The sequence below is a fragment of the Bdellovibrio sp. GT3 genome (genome assembly GCF_037996765.1).
Lineage (GTDB): Bacteria > Bdellovibrionota > Bdellovibrionia > Bdellovibrionales > Bdellovibrionaceae > Bdellovibrio.
The window spans coordinates 290536-308081 of sequence record NZ_JBBNAD010000006.1 but is presented as its reverse complement, the minus strand read 5'-3'; the positions used below and the strand labels follow the sequence as shown (position 1 = coordinate 308081).

Below are 17546 nucleotides of genomic sequence, written 5' to 3'. Positions count from 1 at the left end.
GTTATTGCTGCAAGGCCCAGCGGTACAGACTGTCGGGGGAAAGCCCCGGCGTCCCATCCAAGTCCCAATAGTTTTTTGGCCAGACCTTCTTATTGAAGATCATCGGATGAGTTGGAACATTCAATAGTTTTCCGATCAGTTCCGTGCAGTAGATGGCATCGCCATCCCATGAATACCAAAAATCAAATGGCAAACCCAGGTACGGACTCACCTGGGAAAGGAAAAGCTCCTGCGGAATCTCGATGATCTCGGTGATCATGCCGTGTTGTTTCAGGCGCTCTTCGGAAATAATGGCGACGCCTTCACCGGGATAAGCATTCAACCATTGATCGCCAAGTTCATCGAACTGAATTGCTGTGTGAGAAAACCTGGCGCCCGGTTCGTACTCCACACGTTCACCGCGGGAATTGACCGTCTCAAGAAAAGCAATGCGCGTGACGGCCCCGGCTTGTGAAAGCAAAAAGAAAGACAATATAGCCGGGAACAAGCTCATAGCGCGCATGAGTGATTTTTTGCTCTTTTGAAAGTGTACAGTCAAAGTGTTTCTGACTAAAATGCGTGAGGGGAGGCTGCAGTGAATAATAGTCAAAATTTTCCCGTAGTGATGTTGCCTGGATTCCTTTGTGATCCAAGGTTGTGGGGCGAGGTGCAAAAGAGTTTGCATCTTGAAGGCGAGGTTCACCTTGTTGACTTTAAGCACTGTAAGTCCCTGCAGGATATGGTGGGGCAACTTGAAAAAATGGACTCTCCCAGATTTCATATCGTGGGCTTTTCCATGGGCGGTTATATCGCTCAGTTATTTGCGACTCAGTTTCCAGAACGTGTGGTTTCGTTGACCTTGGTGGCGGTCAATGTGGGGGCCTTAAGCGAGCGTGAGCAGGCGTCGCGGTTGAAACTTGCTGGTATGCTGGCCAATGTTCAATATAAAGGGATGAATGAAAAAGAAGCCCTGCGCTTTATTCATTCCTCATCGGCGCAAAATCCCCACGTAGTGCAGACAATAGTGGAAATGAGTCGGTCCTATACGTCAGAAATGTACATCACTCAGATGCACGCGACTTTGCACCGTCAAAATCTGTCAGACAAGGTGGCCCAATTGTCCTTTCCCGTGCTGATTGTGGCTGGCAAGGACGATCAGGTGGTGCGATTGCCGGCTTTGCAGAGCTTGCACGAGGATGTGCCGCGCTCGAAAATGTTGATTCTTGAGAATTGTGGGCACTATGTGCCGCTGGAAAAACCAAATGAGTTGGCGAAAGCGCTAAATGAGTTTGTAAACAACCAAGAAGCTTGAAAAGTTTGCCTAAAATTTCATCTTTTTTTGCCGTGTTATTGCGAGGTTAGCTACATTCCATGCGGGTTTGCTGAGATCTTATGCAAACCTTTGCCGCACCTCAAAAAACTTCATAAAAAATTTAAAAATCTGCAAGATTTCGTATTGACTTTGACCCCCTCTTAGAACAAATTAGCACTTCCTCAAACGGACAAAGTGGTTCGCTAGCTCAGCTGGTAGAGCATTTCACTTTTAATGAAAGGGTCGATGGTTCGAATCCATCGCGAGCCACCATTTTTTGTTCTTTTGATTTTTCCTAGTACGTTCCCATCGTCTAGGGGCCTAGGACACCTCCCTTTCACGGAGGATACAGGGGTTCAAATCCCCTTGGGAACGCCAAATTTTTGAATATTAAAACCCGATCCAAAAGATCGGGTTTTTTATTTTTCGGTCGATTAAAAAACGAAGAAGCTGATGCTCGTGCGAAACAGCTCAACTTGCAAAGAAAATCGAAAGCAAAAAAATTGTGGCATCAGCAAAGCGCATTGCTGATGAAAAGGAATCAAAGTCAGCTTATCTTCCCGAAATTCTCGTGAATGAGTTTGAAAGCGATCTGCGTTCAAAATACGAGGGCAACGACGAGAGATTAAATAACGTCGAAAAGCAGTGGGTAATTGTAAAGGAGATGATTACGCATTTAGCTTTAGATCCCAAAGACTTCTGTGCGAAGAAAGATAAATTCTACAAATACTATAGCGACAAAGCGTGGGGTAAGGACTATATCAAGAAGTTGACTTGGATGGTGAACCTTTGGCTGAACTTCTACGCAATGAAGACTTCGTCTTACATTGTGCCATTACCTCCGACTCCCCAAGCAACTTTAAAGTCTATTAATAGAAAACGCTCAAAACTTATTGGCAAGAAGAAGGCAGCAGATCCTATTAAGTGGGATGATCTAAAAAACAAAAAATCGACTTTTGAAAACGAAGACCTATTGTTTCATTGGAATTGGATGTTTATAGGTCTGTGGTTTGGCCTAAGGCCGAAAGAAATCGATCGCCTTAAAGACTCATCAACATGGAAAATTGAACGCGATAACGACCATAAAGTTGATGTCTTATGGATCTTTCAGGAAAAACCTTTGCTCGATGATGAATTATGCTGGAAGCCGATTCCAATTACGTTCGATGAGCAAAAAATGGTTGCTAAGTTAATTAAGTCGATGAGTTTTAAGAGGCCGCTCAATAAAACTTTAAAAAGAATCTTTGAAGGAAAAATAGAGTGTTATAACGAAAAGGCTTCACCGATTTGATGCTCGTAAAGGGTTTTAAGTTAGAAGACATTTCAATATTTTTGGGACACCAGGACATCTCAATGACTTGGAAACACTATAAGAACAAAAAAGAATTTTCCCTTTCCAAAAAAGCCGGATTTTTTATTTAAAAGCGCTTAAATCTTGCGCACTAAAGTTCCTTTTGTTAACAGTGAATTCTAATATTTTCCAAGGATAGAAATACCATGGGTTTTAGCTGGAATTGCCCACATTGTTCAAGAGCTGCTACAATCGGAGAATCAGATAGATCTGAGGACTCACACAGATATGCCTACGACACTAAGCTAGGTAAGATTCTTTTGAAAACCATTATAGTCGTTTGTCCCAATCCTGATTGCAAGCAGCCGATGATTGCAGCCCGCTTATTCAATTATCATGCTTCACCAATAGGTGGAGGCATCACAGTTGGAAAGCAATTGCAGGCGTGGCAATTGCGACCAGATTCGGATGCGAAAGTTTTGCCGCCCTATGTGCCAGATCCAATCGTGGAAGATTACTATGAGGCATGTCGAATTAGAGAATTGAGCCCTAAGGCATCCGCAACCTTAGCGCGACGTTGCCTTCAAGGTATGATCCGCGACTTTTGGAAAGTCTCAGGAAAGAGAACTCTCTTTGAAGAAATCGAAGCCATTGAAAATCAGATAGATCCGTTGACGTGGGAAGCGATTGATTCGGTAAGAAAAATTGGCAACATCGGCGCGCATATGGAGAAAGATATCAATACAATCATTGATGTCGATCCTGATGAAGCCGCGCTCTTGTTGCAGTTGATCGAGCATCTTGTGGATGATTGGTATAAAGCCAGATGGAATAGAGAAGAAAATAAAAAGAAGTTGATTGCTTTAGCGACCGAGAAGGATGCGGAGAAGAAGCCAGTTACATCATAAATCGTTCGGGACCTAAATGATCAAAGGATATTTAAGATGAAAGGTGGATTTCCCCTTGCGCTTTTTGACGAAAATTTAAATAGTGAATGGGACTACGGCCGTAATCAGAAACTTGATCCTTGTTGTGTTTCCTATGGATCAGAACAAATAGCTTGGTGGATCTGTCGCAAGAACCCAGCCCATCGATGGAAGACAAAAATCTTAAACAGAACCTCAGGGAATCAAGGTTGTCCTTTTTGTGCTGGGCGACAATTTCTTAAGTCCGACTCATTTGCAGCCCTGAATCCAAGACTCCTAAAAGAATTTAGAAATGATCGAAACAATCCTAAGTTGGATCCATTCAAGTTAGCAAAATCAAGCGACAAAGCCGTATGGTGGCGCTGTTCAATTGACAAGAATCACTTTTGGATGGCCACAATTGGGTCGCGAACGAATCGAAGATCTCCGTCAGGGTGCCCATTTTGTTCAGGGAGAAGAGCAACGCGCGACCGCTCTTTCGGCACAAAATTTCCAGATATATTGAAAACTTGGGATTATGAAAAAAACCTACTTGATCCATATGACCTCTCTCCTTTTAGCGATAAAATTTGTCATTTCAACTGCCAAGTAGGTCATGGCAAATACTCAATGTGCTTAAAATCACGTTCATTGGGTGCGGGATGTCCTAAATGCGTAAAACAATTTTCACGCCTTGAGGTGCGATTATTTTGCGAATTAAAAGATATTTTTCCATCGACAATTTTAAGCTATAAACTTGATCGGTATAAAATTGATATTGTAATTCCGGAGATAAAAATTGCGCTGGAAGTGGATGGCCTTCGCTGGCATAAAGATTCAGAAGCTCGAGATACAAGAAAGAATAACTACATAGTATCACATCTTGCCTATGAAGTTGTTCGTATTCGAGAATCGGGCCTAAAGCAATTGAGTCGTTATGATTTAACTCGCATTAATAGCATTGAGTTTTCACGTCCGACAATTCAGCTATTTCATCGGGTGCTCAGACACTTGGAAAAGCATTGCATTTTGACTTCATTGCAGCGGAAAAGAATCAATAAGAGAATTATTGAGCCTGAGTTCAAAATGACTCCCAATTATAATCAAATCGTAGGAGCAACCAGAGTTCCTAATAGCAAAGAGAACTCAAGTGCCTTTGAGTTGAAACCGGATCTTAAGGATATTTGGCATTTTGAATTGAACGAAGGTATCAATCCTTTTATTTTGCTACCCAATTCACAGTTTGAAGTTTGGTGGAAATGCAAAACAAAAAAGAAAAGTCATAACCATCAAATGACTGTCGGCGCAAAATTTCACGCGAAACATTCGTGCCAAATTTGTACAGGAAGAAAAATTGTACTTGAAAATTCATTGTTGGGATTGTCACCTGAGTTAGCACGCCAATGGATATTTAATAGAAATTCCATTGATCCTGCTACCATTAGTCCGAACTCTCATCAAAAAGCGTGGTTTAGATGCTGTAAAGGCCATGAAACACTCCAAGTAATTAAGAACAAATACAAGGTTCCTTCTTCATGCAAGTACTGCTCAAATAAGATTGCTACGCCAGAAAACTCTCTTGCAGCAGTGAAGCCCGGACACGCAAAATTTTTCGATATTAAAAAAAACAACTGTTCTCCAGCTGAAATACAGTATGGTGCGGGGAGAAAAGTCTGGTGGATTTGCCCAAACAGCAATTGCAATTGGGATTTCTATGCGACGCCAAATCACTTTACAAAACTTACGAAATGCCAAAAATGCGCGCTTAAATTTTGATCGATAGTGCTTGGTCCTTCTGTTAAGTCTCCTCTGCTAAGTGATTCATCCAGAGGAACGGTATGACTGGCGTTCTAAAGTGTCTAGAGGCTATAAACGGCAATGCAGGAGGAGCGTCATTCCAGACTGTTTCAAAAGCGTCAGATTTTTTTGAAAACTCGATAAACTTAATCAAGCGTTCACGCAACTCTTCGATCCCTTTTGGAAGTCGAATGGGCGCCTCAGCAATCCCAGCTTTTAAAGCGGAATATTCTTTATATAAATGATCTTTAATTCCCTTTTCCGGGAACCACATTTGAACTGTACAATGAGGTAATTTTGTCTCAATGAATTCCACAAGTTGTGGATATAGTTGGTTGTCTTCAAGAATTGCGCACCAATATCCAATCAAAGCCAATAGTGTTGATGTAGAGGACATTTCTTCCTTTGAATGTCCGTTTTCCTTTCCAAACTCTACAAGCATCTCAATGGAGTCGTAGCATACTGGAAATCCTCGGCCCATCACGCAATAGGAAAATGAAAAGCGTTGAACCAATTTGAAAAACCAATCTTTTATAAAATCAGATTCTCCATTAATGTACAGAAACGAAACTGCAAGTGCTATATCGATGGTCATTTCATCAAATGACGGCGATCCTGAAATGCCATTATTTGAAATTACATTTTTTAATGTGTCAGAAATGACTCTGGCATTTTCTATATAAGTTTCATCCTTAGCAGTAACGCCCCATAGGACTTGAGAAAGGCCAAGAGAAGCCAAAATTCCTATTTGCTCAAAGACCACTTCAGACGCAACTATTGAGTCGCGACAATGAATGGTGATGCCATCTGGAACACATGCGTGTGGTTCAATCTTCTGAAAGTACTCAGATCCAAATCTTGCGTACATACCAAACAACCGAAAGTAAATAGATGAGATTTTAGAACTTCCTTCTAGCTTATTTTGCCGAATAAAATCCCACACTCTTAGAAGTGTAAACTCTGATGCAACAAGGGGATGCTTCGAATTATTGGTTTCTTTCGAATACTCGTGAATCATTCCAAGGCAGACTGGTATTGTCGATAAAGCCTTAACTGCCTTCTTTTCTAATGTAGTGCCACTTAAGGAGGCCCAATCGTCGGTAAAAAGAAATTGATTAAGCATTTCTTTGTAGTGGGAAAGGTCATAACCAAAATCAGATAAAACAACGAGGGTTCTTCTCATTTTTTTCTTTATGTCCTCAAAGAATACATTTTCATTCAATAAATTCTTTTCAACGAGTGAAGAAAGTGCGCTTCCATTCCACAATTCAAATTGAAATCCTTTAGACGCATTACTGCTTTGATAGCCCGTCCAGTCAGCTTGAATTTCTTGTTTTAGTTCGCCTCCGCAACAGAGAATTATCTTGGTGGGATTCGACTTATCATGAATTGGAATTTTGTTCTGAGCATAGACATCAATGATTTGATTTAAACTTGTTCTAACGGCTTGGTTGTTGCCATCCCAGGTAGTTCTAGTGATATTTCCCTGTTTAATTGTAACAAGAAAATTCTTTTTCTGATTATCTACGGGATCAATTCCGACCGCGTGAATGTCGACGCCGTCTTGCCGTACTCCTCGCTGTGGCAGCGAAACCACATCGAACCCCATTGATGTTACTAATGCCGATACGAGTGATTCCAGCTCGGCTTCTTCCTTCATCATCCCTACATACTCTTGTAGGAGCAGTCTCATTCCTCACCTCGTTTAGCCAATCTAAACCCTGACCGTTCAAATGTCGCTCCAACCTCATCAAGAACATCTTTCTTCGGGAGTTCAATGCCGTGGGAATAGGATCCCATTTTTGAAGGTTCGTGGTACTCGCCATTGGCAAATGAGAAGGTAGAGCGAGCCTCTCTGATTGCAACATGCGAAACTAATTTGAACAGCATAGATTTCTCGCGAGCCTGCTTCATTGAAGCGGCCATACTTTTATTAAATGCTTTATTCAATTCAGACGAGTGGTCCGCGTTTGGCATTAGCTCAATGCAGCTCGTAAGCGCAGACAGGCGATCTTTTCTCTTTTTTAGTTCTCCGGCAGCCCTGGATAAGGCAATAAATTTTTCAGTGCCTTCTTGTGAAGCTTTAAGCTCAAGATCAATTCGATCGAGCGTTTTGCCAAGATAGTTGTCTCCGATTTGTTCGATAAGTACTGATGTTACGAGTCCCACAGTTTTTTTGGAAGGAGGATCGAGACTTAGCATCGATAATACCAGTGAAATTGAAATATCAAAGTCATATATAAAGCCTAGTATTTTGCTAACAACGTATAGGATGTCAGTGTCATTTAGTGATTTTAAAAACTCCAAATCTAGACCAACAGTTTTTATTCCGTGTCCACCCATGTAGGATGCTATCTCCTGCAGAACATGGTGAAAGCGAAAATCATCTGAATTCAACCATTCTGTAATGATGGTCTCAATTAAGTTTTTGGATTTGACCATTTCGAAAATGGAGGAGTCAAAAAGTTCGGTGAAATTATACTGCTTGTGAACTTCAAATGTATGTGATGAAACCCAAGCAGTCAGAATTTCTTTTGCGATGTTGTGGTAACCTTTATGAAGAAGAAAATAGATTATGCTATCCAGAGAATCTGTGATTCCCTTTAGTTTTAAATCATAAGCGCAAAGATTTTTTACGATCTCGATGTCGTCAGAATCAAGTTCCCCTTGTTTGAACTGAATTTGTCTTAGAAGCTCAAAACGAACTGACGAATCTGCATCCTTCGACAGAGCAATCCTTTTTTTGCTTAATTCGACGTTCTCACTATAGAGGCGAGATAGCGCAAATGCTGCATTTGAAGCTACCGCTTCATCCTTGTCGTCAACACCAAGGATGAGGGATTCAAAAGACTCAGCCTTGTGCTCGTCGGATAGTTGGCTTAATAGTCCAAGTCCTCTTAAGCCAATCGCTTTCAATTCACAAACCGTTGAAGTGTAGGCGGATTTTATTTTGTCATAGCCAAAGTTATAATCTGAGTCGGAAAAGCCCAGGTAGGTTGCAAGTAAATACGAATAAAATCTCTTGTCATTATTCTCGAAAATGACGTTTTCAAGATTCAAGCCCCAGTCCTTGTTTGTAGCTGTGCGCTTTCTAATCGGCTCAAAGAGTTGTCCACTCATTAAGTCATTCTTCGTCTTCTCTTCGTATATCTTTAAAAACTGTAAAAGAGATACTGGATCAACTTGATTGAGGTTAGGGAAAATCTGAACCAATGTATGCGCGATACGGAACACATCTTGCCCAGAACCTATGGCTTCAGCAGTTATTCGAAGCAAATTTAGGCTTTGGCTGTTCAAAAAATCAGATACTGAAGCAATAAAAATTTTATCAAGGTACGGAAGCATATCTTCAATCGCCAAAAGCTCCGTAACAAAACTTACGCTTCCATTTTGAATTGCAGTTTGAAGACGCTGATGAATTTGCTCGCTACTAATGGCGTTAATATCCTCAGAGATTTTATCGTCAACCATTTACTACCCCTAATTACACATTCACTCCGATTAGCCGAACTTTCAAAAAACTAATCCCGCACGACGGTACTGTTGCCGGGCACTCACTCTCATTTGTGGTAAGTAATTATTGATGACAACTCGCAATTAAACAAGATGAATGCGAGTCGGCATGCTTAAATGCGGGGCAAAATAATTGATTTATTTCTTGGAATTTGAAGTTGTCAATTGGGGACGAGCCTTTTTAGCCCAAAATGGGGTTAGTTCTTTTTTAGTATTTTTAGTTCTGCTACTTGGGTTTTTAAATCTTCAACGGTTTGCGAAAGTTGATAATTCGCAGATTGAATTTCAGAAATTTTTTGATCAACTTTATCAAGCGCACCAGAAATTTGATTTGCGGCTTCGATAAAAACATCGATCTTTCGTCTACCGTCGATCGGGCTATGTGAATTTATCAATAAATCTGCTAGTTGTTTTATTATCTTCAATGAGTTTTCTAGTTCCTTATTTTTCAAAAATACCTCCCGTAAACAAAACAGTACATTGAATATTGTTTAAGCGCAAATCGCCGTATCAAAACAACACACTATTTCTCAGTCCGACTCTGCAAGTGCCGCCGCGCCCGTCAGCAGCGGCAAGCTGGAGAGCGGGCCTTACCTTTTTTGCGCTCGCGCAAAAAAGGTAAGCAACAACACAAAGGAGACCCTTCATGAAAAAGAATAGGATGCGGAGAATAAGATTAAACAAGTCCATTATCATCCAACGCTTGCCGGGATCTTTAGAAAATAGGTTTATAATAAATGCGACTATGTAAAATGCTACGACACATTTTAAAATCAACATAAACACTCCTCGCTCGTATTTAAACGAGTTAACACTGAAAATATTTGTTCTTTGTTACTGATTTCATACAAGCCCCAAGAGAGGTTATAAAGCTCTCTTTTTGGTTGAATTTCCTGCCTGAGGTCCACGACCATAATCATTGTCTGCCTTAGTACGGGACACGCGCGACTCAACATCTTTTATTATTGTTCAGTCAGTTTTCTCCAATCCCATGATTTCCAAAACCTTTTCGTTCAAGATCGCGTAGTTATTTTTTGCCAGCACAATAATAAGATTTCCAAAATCGTCATGGAAAACTTCTTTGGCACCTAGAAACTGAAGATTGTTCGTTTGAGTTTTCATTTTAATTCTCCTTTTGATTTTATGTTGACTCTTCAGCTACGACTGAGGGTCGCTAAATTCAAAATCGCTCGCCAAGGCTACAAAAAAACAAAAACAATCTTGAGCGATAAGCTCCCAGTGACATTCCAAATGGCACGGAGGTGAACAGCCTCAAATCGCTCGCAGCTGGCGCACACCTTTAAAATGATAAATATTCAGTGATATCAATTGGATGGGCAATCTGGAAGGTTGATATTCAAAAATATACTTCGGCTCTGTCGAAGTATATTTTTGAATAAAAAACCCGATCCAAAAGATCGGGTTTTTTATTTTTCGGTCGATTAAAAAACGATATTGCATCGTTCATAGCTGTTCATTCCTTTGCGATTGATCAGCGCACACTCCCACAGCTTCACCATTTTAAAGTATTTGCTGATCCAATCTTTATTCAGCTTGATTGCGCATACCATCCACAAATCATAAATGCCTGAAAGAACCGGACGGGAAGCGGGAATCCGCTATCTCGTAATATGTCTTCAGTTTGTTTTGGGGGAAGCACAGAAAGCATACTTCGCAGCACTTCGGGCAGCTTGGCCAGGCTTTCGTGAGTGCCACCCATCAATGATTGAATGGTTTTCCAGTTTTCCAGCATTGATGGAAATTCGGTTGAGTTTAAGTCATAACTTATTTCTGTATTCACCAGATAGCCTTTCGGCAACAGTCGGTCTTGGATAGTTTTAAAATAAGTCAGGCGTTCATCAGAGTGAATGAAATGCGCGACCAAAATACTAAGCACGGCATCGTACTTAACTTCCGGGGGCGTGTCGTGAATATACCCGTGAATAAATTCACAGCGATCAGCCAGTCCTGCATCGGTCAGACGTTTACGGCAAACATCAAGCATCCCGGCAGAGGGATCCAGTGCCACAAATTTCCATTCCGGATAAAAATGCGCTAACGCCAGAATTTCATTTCCAGTACCTGCGCCAACACAAAGTATTTTTGATTGGGCGGGAAGTTCCTTTAAAAGCAGGCGAATCAGAAAAAGCATGTTTTCGGAGATGGGTGCGAGTTTTTTGTTTTTTTCATCATAAACCAGAGCGGCCTCTGGCGGAAAATAGTTGTTGTTCACATCGAATCCCATTCCGCTTTGCGTGCGTTAAGAAAAAATTCGTTTCTGGATTTAAAGATCTCCCGGTAGGACGCTTCGCCGCCAAAGCTTGCCTGGTGAAATGCGGCAGCTCTTTGTACAACGATTTCATCGACCTCAGGATTGTTCTTCAAAATACTCATCACTTCATCAATAAATTCATGCAAGGGCATTGCGTTGGGATCGTAAGCCTGGCGTTCGCCCATCAGGTGCGTTTGTACGTAAGGTGGCACGATCTCTTTGACCTCGATAGCCGTGTCCTTCATTTGAAAGCGCAAGCTTTCAGTATAAGAGTGAATACCGGCTTTGGTTGCGCAATAAGTGGGAGTCATGGAAAGAGGAACGTAGGCCAGACCCGAAGTCACCGTCATGATTGTTGCGGACTTTTGCTTCAAGAAGTGTGGCAGTAAAAAGCTGGTCAATAAAATTGGGCCCAGCATATTTGTGAGGACGGTGTCGGTGGCGATTTCGGCATTGTCGCCTTTCGAAAGCTTTTCATTCTTCATGATGCCAGCGTTGTGAATGACACAGTTGAGAGCGGGAAACTTTTGAATGGCCTCCTTGGCCAGGCCTTCGATACTTTCCTGACTGGTCATATCCACAGTGAGAGTTGCAAATCCCTTGGCGCGCGCCATTTCCAGTTTGGATTGAGAGCGACCAGCAATGATCACTTGATTGCCCAGTTTTTCAAAGGCTTCCGCAAGTCCTAAGCCAATGCCGGAACCTCCACCAGTGATAAGAATGGTTTGATCTGTTAAGTTCATTCAGCCTCCTTGTCTTTAAGCTGCAAGTGTACCAATTCTCTCGGAGAGTTTAAACAAGCAATCTTACAGCGTCCGTGTTTGTTAAAATAGCGAACGTAAAAACTTTGCTGTTAATTGCGTGATTAACTAAGTACACTTCTCACCATGGGAAAACTTGTATTTTTGGTTTTGTTTAGTTTTATGGCCTCTGTCTCTTTAGCTGTGCAAGCAGGGGAGACACTGTCGGCCTTCAGAATCCTGAATCAATTTGAGGAGCCAGCAGAGCTATCCACAACCACGCAGTGGATTCTTTTTTCCAGCGATATGGATGCTGCTAAAATTCTGACAGAGTATTTGAATGCGAATCCCAGCAAAGTGAATCCAGCAAAAACCTTGGTGGTTTCTGACATTTCCAAAATGCCAGGTTTGGTTTCTAAAATGTTCGCCATTCCCAAAATGAGAAAATATAGCTACAAGTTAGCATTGGATAGGACAGGCGAAGCCACAAAAGATTGGCCACGTGAAAAAGGGCAAATCATCGTGATGAAGGTTGCCGAACTAAAAGTGGAATCCATTGAGCGCCTCAACTCAAAAGAATCTGTCGAATCATTTTTTACTCAGCACCACGCAGTAAAATAAGAGACTATTTGTATTTAAAGTGAAATCCTCTCGAGAAATGCAAAATCAAACTCCGGTGGAGATCATTTTGTCCGTCGTTTTTGATATATATTGCTAACTCTTAATTCAGGTCCTGCCGATATCAAAGTCATTGAGATTGGTAGGTCCTATGAAACGTCCAACACCTGTAAATGCTGAAAGTCCCTTTGGATTTGACGAGTTCTTTTTCTCCACGACAGATAAACGTGGCGTTATTCGTTATGGCAATGATGTCTTTGTTCGAGTCAGTGAATATCCCAAAGAGAGTATGGTCGGGGCGCCTCATAGTTTAATTCGTCATCCTGATATGCCACGGGCTGTTTTCAAAGAGTTCTGGGAATTCCTAAAAGCTGATAAACCAGTAGGAGCCTACGTTAAGAATTTGGCGGGCGATGGGCATTACTATTGGGTGTATGCTTTTGCCTTTCCAATTCAGGATGGCTACTTGTCAGTTCGCTTTAAACCTTCTTCGGAAATTTTCGGAGTTGTTCAGAATCTTTATAACGATGTTTTGCATTATGAAAGTCAGGATCACAGCCTGGAGGAATCTCATGCGTATTTGCTGGAGAAGATCGCTGAGTTGGGATTCGCTGACTATGAAAGCTTTATGGTCAAAGCGGTGCTTGAGGAATTGAAGTCCCGCGCAACTCATTTGCAAATTTCGGAAATGAAGTTTGAGGTCAAGGAAGCGGAGCAAATCGCTGAAGTGACAAAGGCGACAACTCACAAGTTGGAAGAGGTTTTCGAGAAACTAAGGGGCTTTCAGGGCAACAGTCAGAATTTGGAAGAAGCCATTAAAAGCCTTGACGAGGGATTTCAGCAGCTGAAATTTATTTCTCTTAATATGAAAATTGCCGCAGCTAAATTCGGTGATTTGGCAGCCAGTTTGGGCGTTGTCTCTCACGAGTTCTCCGTTTTGTCCGGCACCATTGAAAAGCATCTGGGTGGACTAGCGGGATTCGTCGATGAACTGGCCGGCGTGGTTAAGAAGTGTGTGCTGCGGGTCGCAGCCTTAAATGTGCAGATGCTGATGGTGGATTTTTTCGTTCGCGAATCCATTGCCAAGCTGGGCTCGTCTGACAATGCTTTTGAAGAGATGTTGCAGAATCAAAAAGCGTTCTCGGATTTGTTTGGTCAATATTCGAAGAATCTGCAAAGTGAGTTTTCTGAACTTCAAGCCGGTATCGCGGTAATTGAATCGGCAATGCAGGAAATTGCCAAATTCGTGACAGGGCTGGAAGTGGTTCGTCAAATCGGTGCGATCGAATCCTCCAGAACAGCGGAAATCAAATCTATTTTTGCGAACTATCTGTCTTCAATGGACAACTTTATTTTACTGCTGCGCAAATGCACTGGAGAGATCAAGCGGGGAGTTGAGTCATTAAGTTCAAACTCGGACTTTATCGTGACTTCAATTCGCGGTATTTCCGGCAATGTCGATAAGATTTTTGACCAAGCGGCTTCCATGGAAAGCCGCGAAGCGAGTTAATATTTTACGCGATATTAGCGTCTTTGATTTTTCTTTACCAGACTTTCACGGCCGGTAACTTCAAAATCAGTTTCAAGGTCATCGCGGGAAAGATCTTCCCGTCCCGAAATATCATCGTCCATTGATTTTCGTGAAGGACTTTTCTTGCTTTGGGGCCGGGTGGGTTTCTTGTTCTTTTGTGCCATGATTCCTCCTGGCTTGATGCTAAACCGGTTGCCGGGGAGTTTCCAGAAAACAAGATTGATTGTGACAGAGGACAAGAGTTCAGACCTTTTGGAAGGCCCAAGGTCTTAAGGCCCTGGATTAAAGCTCCAAAGCGCGCAGTCGTTCTTTGATCAAGTCAGAGGTGCATTTGATAAACGCCTCCAGTCGGGGCTGGCTGAATCTTTGCGGAGGATAAACAAAACTGACCGGGCGTTGATCAGAGCGCCATGCCGGAAGAATACGCACCAACTTCTTTTGGCTGGTTTCGTTTCCGCACAGGAATGTCGGAAGAAGAGCAATACCCTCTCCGGCAAGAGACAGATCTTTAATAAGATTAAGGTCGTCGATGATCAAATTTCCCATCAGTTTAACGGTGACCTTGGTACGATTGTCATTAATAAGCTCCCAGTGATCTTTGCCGAGCGGTGTGAACTGCAGGCACTGATGAGCGCGCAAGTCTTTGGGGTGTTGAGGTGTTCCATTTTTCTTGAGGTAAGCGGGGCTGGCGAATGGAGCAAAATAGCTGATCCCCAGTTTTTTTGCGATAAGAGTTGAATCTTTAAGGTCTCCCGCACGAATTGCCAGATCAACGCCTTCCGAAATCAAATCCACCCGGCGATCCGTCAATACCAATTCCAGCTGAATTTTTGGATGGCGATTGCGAAATTCAGCGATGGCTTCTTTTAAAACACTGGAGCCGATGATGGCCGGAGCGGTGACTTTCAATAGTCCCTGAGCTTCGCCCTGTCCCTGACTGACTTCATCCTCCGCGGCTTTGAGTTCGCTGATTCCCAACTGGCAGCGATCGAAGAACAATTGACCGGCTGGAGTGATTTGCAATTTTCTGGTGGTGCGATGGATAAGTGTCACTCCCAGACGCTGTTCCAAGGAGGAGATTTTCAGGCTGACAGTGGAGTTCGGCATCTCCAATTGTTTGGCGGCAGCAGAAAAGCTGCCGGTTTGCACGACTTTTACAAAAATTGCGATTTCATTCAGGTCCATGAAGAAATTGTGCCTGAGGGTGTTTGAAAAAACAAACCCGAAGGGATTTCTCCCTTCAGGTTATGGAATTTAGCGGGAACCTTCAATATTTCCAATTTTGCCCATTTTGCCATCTTGGAAATCCATAAAGGCCTGTCGGATTTCAGCTTCCGAGTTCATGACAAACGGGCCGTACCCGACAACTCGTTCTTTGATCGGTTCGCCACCTAAGAATAGAATTTTCGCATCAGTGCCAGCCGTCAGTGTAAAGTCGGAGCCTTCACGATCCAACACAGCGAGTTCTGCCTCCTGCAGTCGTTCGCCAGAACCCAGAGTGACATCACCACTAAGTACGAAGACAGCGGTCGTGTGGCCCACGGGTGGATTCAATGCCACCTTGTGACCAGCTTGCAGGCGAATGTCCCACAGGTTGATTGGCGTAAAGGTTTTCGCTGGACCCCGGGCACCTTGATAGTCACCTGCGATCACGCGAAGCTTGCCTGCACCATCGGGCAGCGTGACTTGTGGAATTTCCGCATTCATCAAGCCCTGATATCTTGGTTGAGACATTTTGTCTTTGGCAGGAAGATTCACCCACAGTTGCACCATTTCAAAGGTACCGCCTTTTTTTGCAAAATCGACCCCGTGAAATTCTTCATGCACCAACCCCGAGGCAGCAGTCATCCACTGCACATTGCCAGGCTTGATAATGCCGCCGCCGCCTGCGGAATCACGGTGTTCAACTTCGCCTTCGTACACGATAGTGACAGTTTCAAAGCCACGGTGGGGATGCTCTCCCACACCACGACGATGTTCAGAAGGAGGAAAAACAGCGGGACCAGCGTAGTCCATCAAAAGAAATGGCGTCATTTCCCGGGCAATATCATTGTAGGAGAATATCGAGCGGACTGGAAAACCATCGCCGACCCAATGACGTGAATTACTTTGTTGAGAGAATAAGAGTTTTTTCATAACAGTCCCTTTCATTTCCTTTAACTATACTGCGAAAGGGACTATTTGATTAGATGGATAAAATGAATTAATTATTCAATCCACTGAATAATCAATTGAAAAGTGAATGGAACCTAGTTGTTGAACAGGGGTTTCACCCATAAAGTCTGCTCCCGACCTGGACCCACAGAGATCACGTCGATCGGAGTGCCCAGTTGCGAACCTACATAATCAATGAAGTTCGTCGTTGGACGAGGCAGGTCGGAAAGTGTTTTTACTTTCGTCAGATCCTCTTTCCAGCCGGTCATCCACTCGATCACCGGTTCCACTTTTTCAAGTTCGTACGGTGAAGTTGGAAGTTCGGTTACGGTTTCACCGTTGATTTTATAAGCTGTGCAAACACCGATGCGATCATGGCCCGACAAGACGTCGATTTTCATCATCGCAAGATTGGTGATGCCATTCACGCGAATCGCATACTTCAATGCCACCAGATCCAACCAGCCACAGCGGCGGGCGCGACCCGTTGTTGCGCCGAACTCGTGACCATCAGCCTGAATTTTTTGACCGACTTCATCGTGCAATTCAGTTGGGAACGGACCTGAGCCCACGCGAGTTGTATAGGCTTTAAAGACACCGATGACTTTTTGAATATTTGTAGGTCCGATGCCGGCACTCACACAAGCATTCGCAGACAATGTCGAGGAGCTGGTAACGAAGGGATAAGTTCCATGAAGGATATCCAACATGGTGCCTTGTGCACCTTCAAACATAACACGCTTGCTGGCCTTCAATGCCTTCGAGATGAAAAGCGAAGTATCTTTGGCGCGGTAAGGAGCCAGATCATCAGCCACAGATTTAAGATCCGCCAGTATTGTTTCCAGTTTGAAAGTTTGTCCTTTGTAGTAGTTTTCAAGCAGGAAATTTTTCTCGCGCAATGCAAGCTCCAGCTTTTCCTTCAAAGATTCAGGATTGAACAGATCGCCGAAAAGGATGGCGCGACGGGAAGCGCGATCCTCGTATGCTGGGCCGATGCCTTTGCCAGTTGTACCGATTTTTCCACCAGCAAGGGCCGCTTCACGGGCTGCATCGATGGCTTTGTGGTAAGGCAGAATAATGGTCGCTGTATCGGAGATCAAAAGTTGTTTTGGATTTGCAAGAAGACCGCCATCGATCAGGTATTTGATTTCTTCACGGATAGCGAAGACGTCAATAACCACGCCAGAGGTGATCACACATGTTGTTTCAGGTCTAAGAACTCCACTGGGTACCAAGTGCAAAACAGTCTTTTTGCCGTTAACCACCAAGGTGTGACCTGCATTGGCTCCGCCTTGATAGCGCACAACCATGTCTGCTTTTTCTGCAAACACGTCGACAAGTTTGCCTTTACCTTCGTCACCCCATTGAGCGCCAACAACCACAATCCCTGACATACTTGATCCCTTCAAAAGCGCTCTCAGCAGCACTCAGGCA

Annotated in this window: 17 protein-coding genes and 2 tRNA genes; 8 read left to right on the top strand and 11 right to left on the bottom strand. The window is 43.2% G+C overall.

Going from position 1 to position 17546, the window contains the following annotated elements; all coding sequences use genetic code 11:
* Nucleotide 1: 1 nt before the first annotated feature.
* A complete protein-coding gene (locus AAAA73_RS16825) occupies nucleotides 2-502 on the bottom strand; it encodes a hypothetical protein (protein ID WP_340599658.1) in 501 nt (166 codons plus the stop codon).
* Between the two features lie 72 nt (nucleotides 503-574).
* Between AAAA73_RS16825 and AAAA73_RS16820 the strand changes: the two genes are divergently transcribed.
* The 6 genes from AAAA73_RS16820 to AAAA73_RS16795 all read left to right on the top strand — a co-directional run bounded on the left by AAAA73_RS16820 (nucleotide 575) and on the right by AAAA73_RS16795 (nucleotide 5263).
* Nucleotides 575-1291 (top strand): alpha/beta fold hydrolase, encoded by a 717-nt coding sequence (locus AAAA73_RS16820; protein WP_340599657.1) that lies wholly within the window; start codon nucleotides 575-577, stop codon nucleotides 1289-1291.
* Nucleotides 1292-1488: 197 nt separating this feature from the next.
* A tRNA-Lys gene (locus AAAA73_RS16815) sits at nucleotides 1489-1564 on the top strand.
* 29 nt (nucleotides 1565-1593) lie between these two features.
* Nucleotides 1594-1669, top strand: a tRNA-Glu gene (locus AAAA73_RS16810).
* Between the two features lie 127 nt (nucleotides 1670-1796).
* Nucleotides 1797-2582, top strand: coding sequence for a hypothetical protein (locus AAAA73_RS16805; protein WP_340599656.1), 786 nt, complete (start codon nucleotides 1797-1799; stop codon nucleotides 2580-2582).
* Between the two features lie 206 nt (nucleotides 2583-2788).
* On the top strand, nucleotides 2789-3490 hold the full coding sequence (locus AAAA73_RS16800; RefSeq protein ID WP_340599655.1) for a DUF4145 domain-containing protein: 702 nt from the start codon (nucleotides 2789-2791) through the stop codon (nucleotides 3488-3490).
* A 36-nt stretch (nucleotides 3491-3526) separates the two neighbouring features.
* Nucleotides 3527-5263 carry a zinc-ribbon domain-containing protein gene (locus tag AAAA73_RS16795; protein ID WP_340599654.1) on the top strand — a complete coding sequence of 579 codons (1737 nt, stop codon included), beginning with the start codon at nucleotides 3527-3529 and terminating at the stop codon, nucleotides 5261-5263.
* Nucleotides 5264-5285: 22 nt separating this feature from the next.
* Here the strand turns inward: AAAA73_RS16795 and AAAA73_RS16790 are convergent, their stop codons facing one another.
* From AAAA73_RS16790 to AAAA73_RS16765, 6 genes are all read right to left on the bottom strand, one after another.
* Entirely contained in the window at nucleotides 5286-6947 is a 1662-nt protein-coding gene (locus AAAA73_RS16790) for a hypothetical protein (RefSeq protein WP_340599653.1), read from the bottom strand.
* A gap of 26 nt (nucleotides 6948-6973) precedes the next feature.
* Nucleotides 6974-8755, bottom strand: a complete 1782-nt coding sequence (locus AAAA73_RS16785; protein WP_340599652.1) for a hypothetical protein — start codon at nucleotides 8753-8755, stop codon at nucleotides 6974-6976.
* 239 nt (nucleotides 8756-8994) lie between these two features.
* Nucleotides 8995-9249, bottom strand: coding sequence for a hypothetical protein (locus AAAA73_RS16780; RefSeq protein ID WP_340599651.1), 255 nt, complete (start codon nucleotides 9247-9249; stop codon nucleotides 8995-8997).
* A gap of 517 nt (nucleotides 9250-9766) precedes the next feature.
* The gene (locus AAAA73_RS16775; RefSeq protein ID WP_340599650.1) at nucleotides 9767-9919 is read right to left on the bottom strand and encodes a hypothetical protein; all 153 of its coding nucleotides are present in this window, start codon (nucleotides 9917-9919) and stop codon (nucleotides 9767-9769) included.
* 427 nt (nucleotides 9920-10346) lie between these two features.
* Nucleotides 10347-11042, bottom strand: coding sequence for an SAM-dependent methyltransferase (locus AAAA73_RS16770; RefSeq protein ID WP_340599649.1), 696 nt, complete (start codon nucleotides 11040-11042; stop codon nucleotides 10347-10349).
* Nucleotides 11027-11812: an SDR family oxidoreductase gene (locus AAAA73_RS16765; protein WP_340599648.1), complete on the bottom strand. Its 786-nt coding sequence runs from the start codon at nucleotides 11810-11812 to the stop codon at nucleotides 11027-11029. Before AAAA73_RS16765 ends, AAAA73_RS16770 begins: the two co-directional genes overlap by 16 nt.
* Nucleotides 11813-11956: 144 nt before the next feature.
* On the opposite strand from AAAA73_RS16765, the gene AAAA73_RS16760 reads away from it, so the two are divergent.
* On the top strand, nucleotides 11957-12430 hold the full coding sequence (locus AAAA73_RS16760) for a hypothetical protein (protein ID WP_340599647.1): 474 nt from the start codon (nucleotides 11957-11959) through the stop codon (nucleotides 12428-12430).
* A gap of 148 nt (nucleotides 12431-12578) precedes the next feature.
* Nucleotides 12579-13937, top strand: coding sequence for a PAS domain-containing protein (locus AAAA73_RS16755; protein ID WP_340599646.1), 1359 nt, complete (start codon nucleotides 12579-12581; stop codon nucleotides 13935-13937).
* A 14-nt stretch (nucleotides 13938-13951) separates the two neighbouring features.
* Here AAAA73_RS16755 and AAAA73_RS16750 read toward each other — a convergent pair whose 3' ends face one another.
* The 4 genes from AAAA73_RS16750 to AAAA73_RS16735 form a co-directional block, all read right to left on the bottom strand.
* A complete protein-coding gene (locus tag AAAA73_RS16750) occupies nucleotides 13952-14122 on the bottom strand; it encodes a hypothetical protein (protein ID WP_340599645.1) in 171 nt (56 codons plus the stop codon).
* 118 nt (nucleotides 14123-14240) lie between these two features.
* Nucleotides 14241-15143, bottom strand: a complete 903-nt coding sequence (locus tag AAAA73_RS16745) for a LysR family transcriptional regulator (RefSeq protein ID WP_340599644.1) — start codon at nucleotides 15141-15143, stop codon at nucleotides 14241-14243.
* Between the two features lie 69 nt (nucleotides 15144-15212).
* Nucleotides 15213-16094, bottom strand: coding sequence for a pirin family protein (locus AAAA73_RS16740; protein WP_340599643.1), 882 nt, complete (start codon nucleotides 16092-16094; stop codon nucleotides 15213-15215).
* 113 nt (nucleotides 16095-16207) lie between these two features.
* Nucleotides 16208-17506: an adenylosuccinate synthase gene (locus AAAA73_RS16735; RefSeq protein WP_340599642.1), complete on the bottom strand. Its 1299-nt coding sequence runs from the start codon at nucleotides 17504-17506 to the stop codon at nucleotides 16208-16210.
* Nucleotides 17507-17546: the final 40 nt, after the last annotated feature.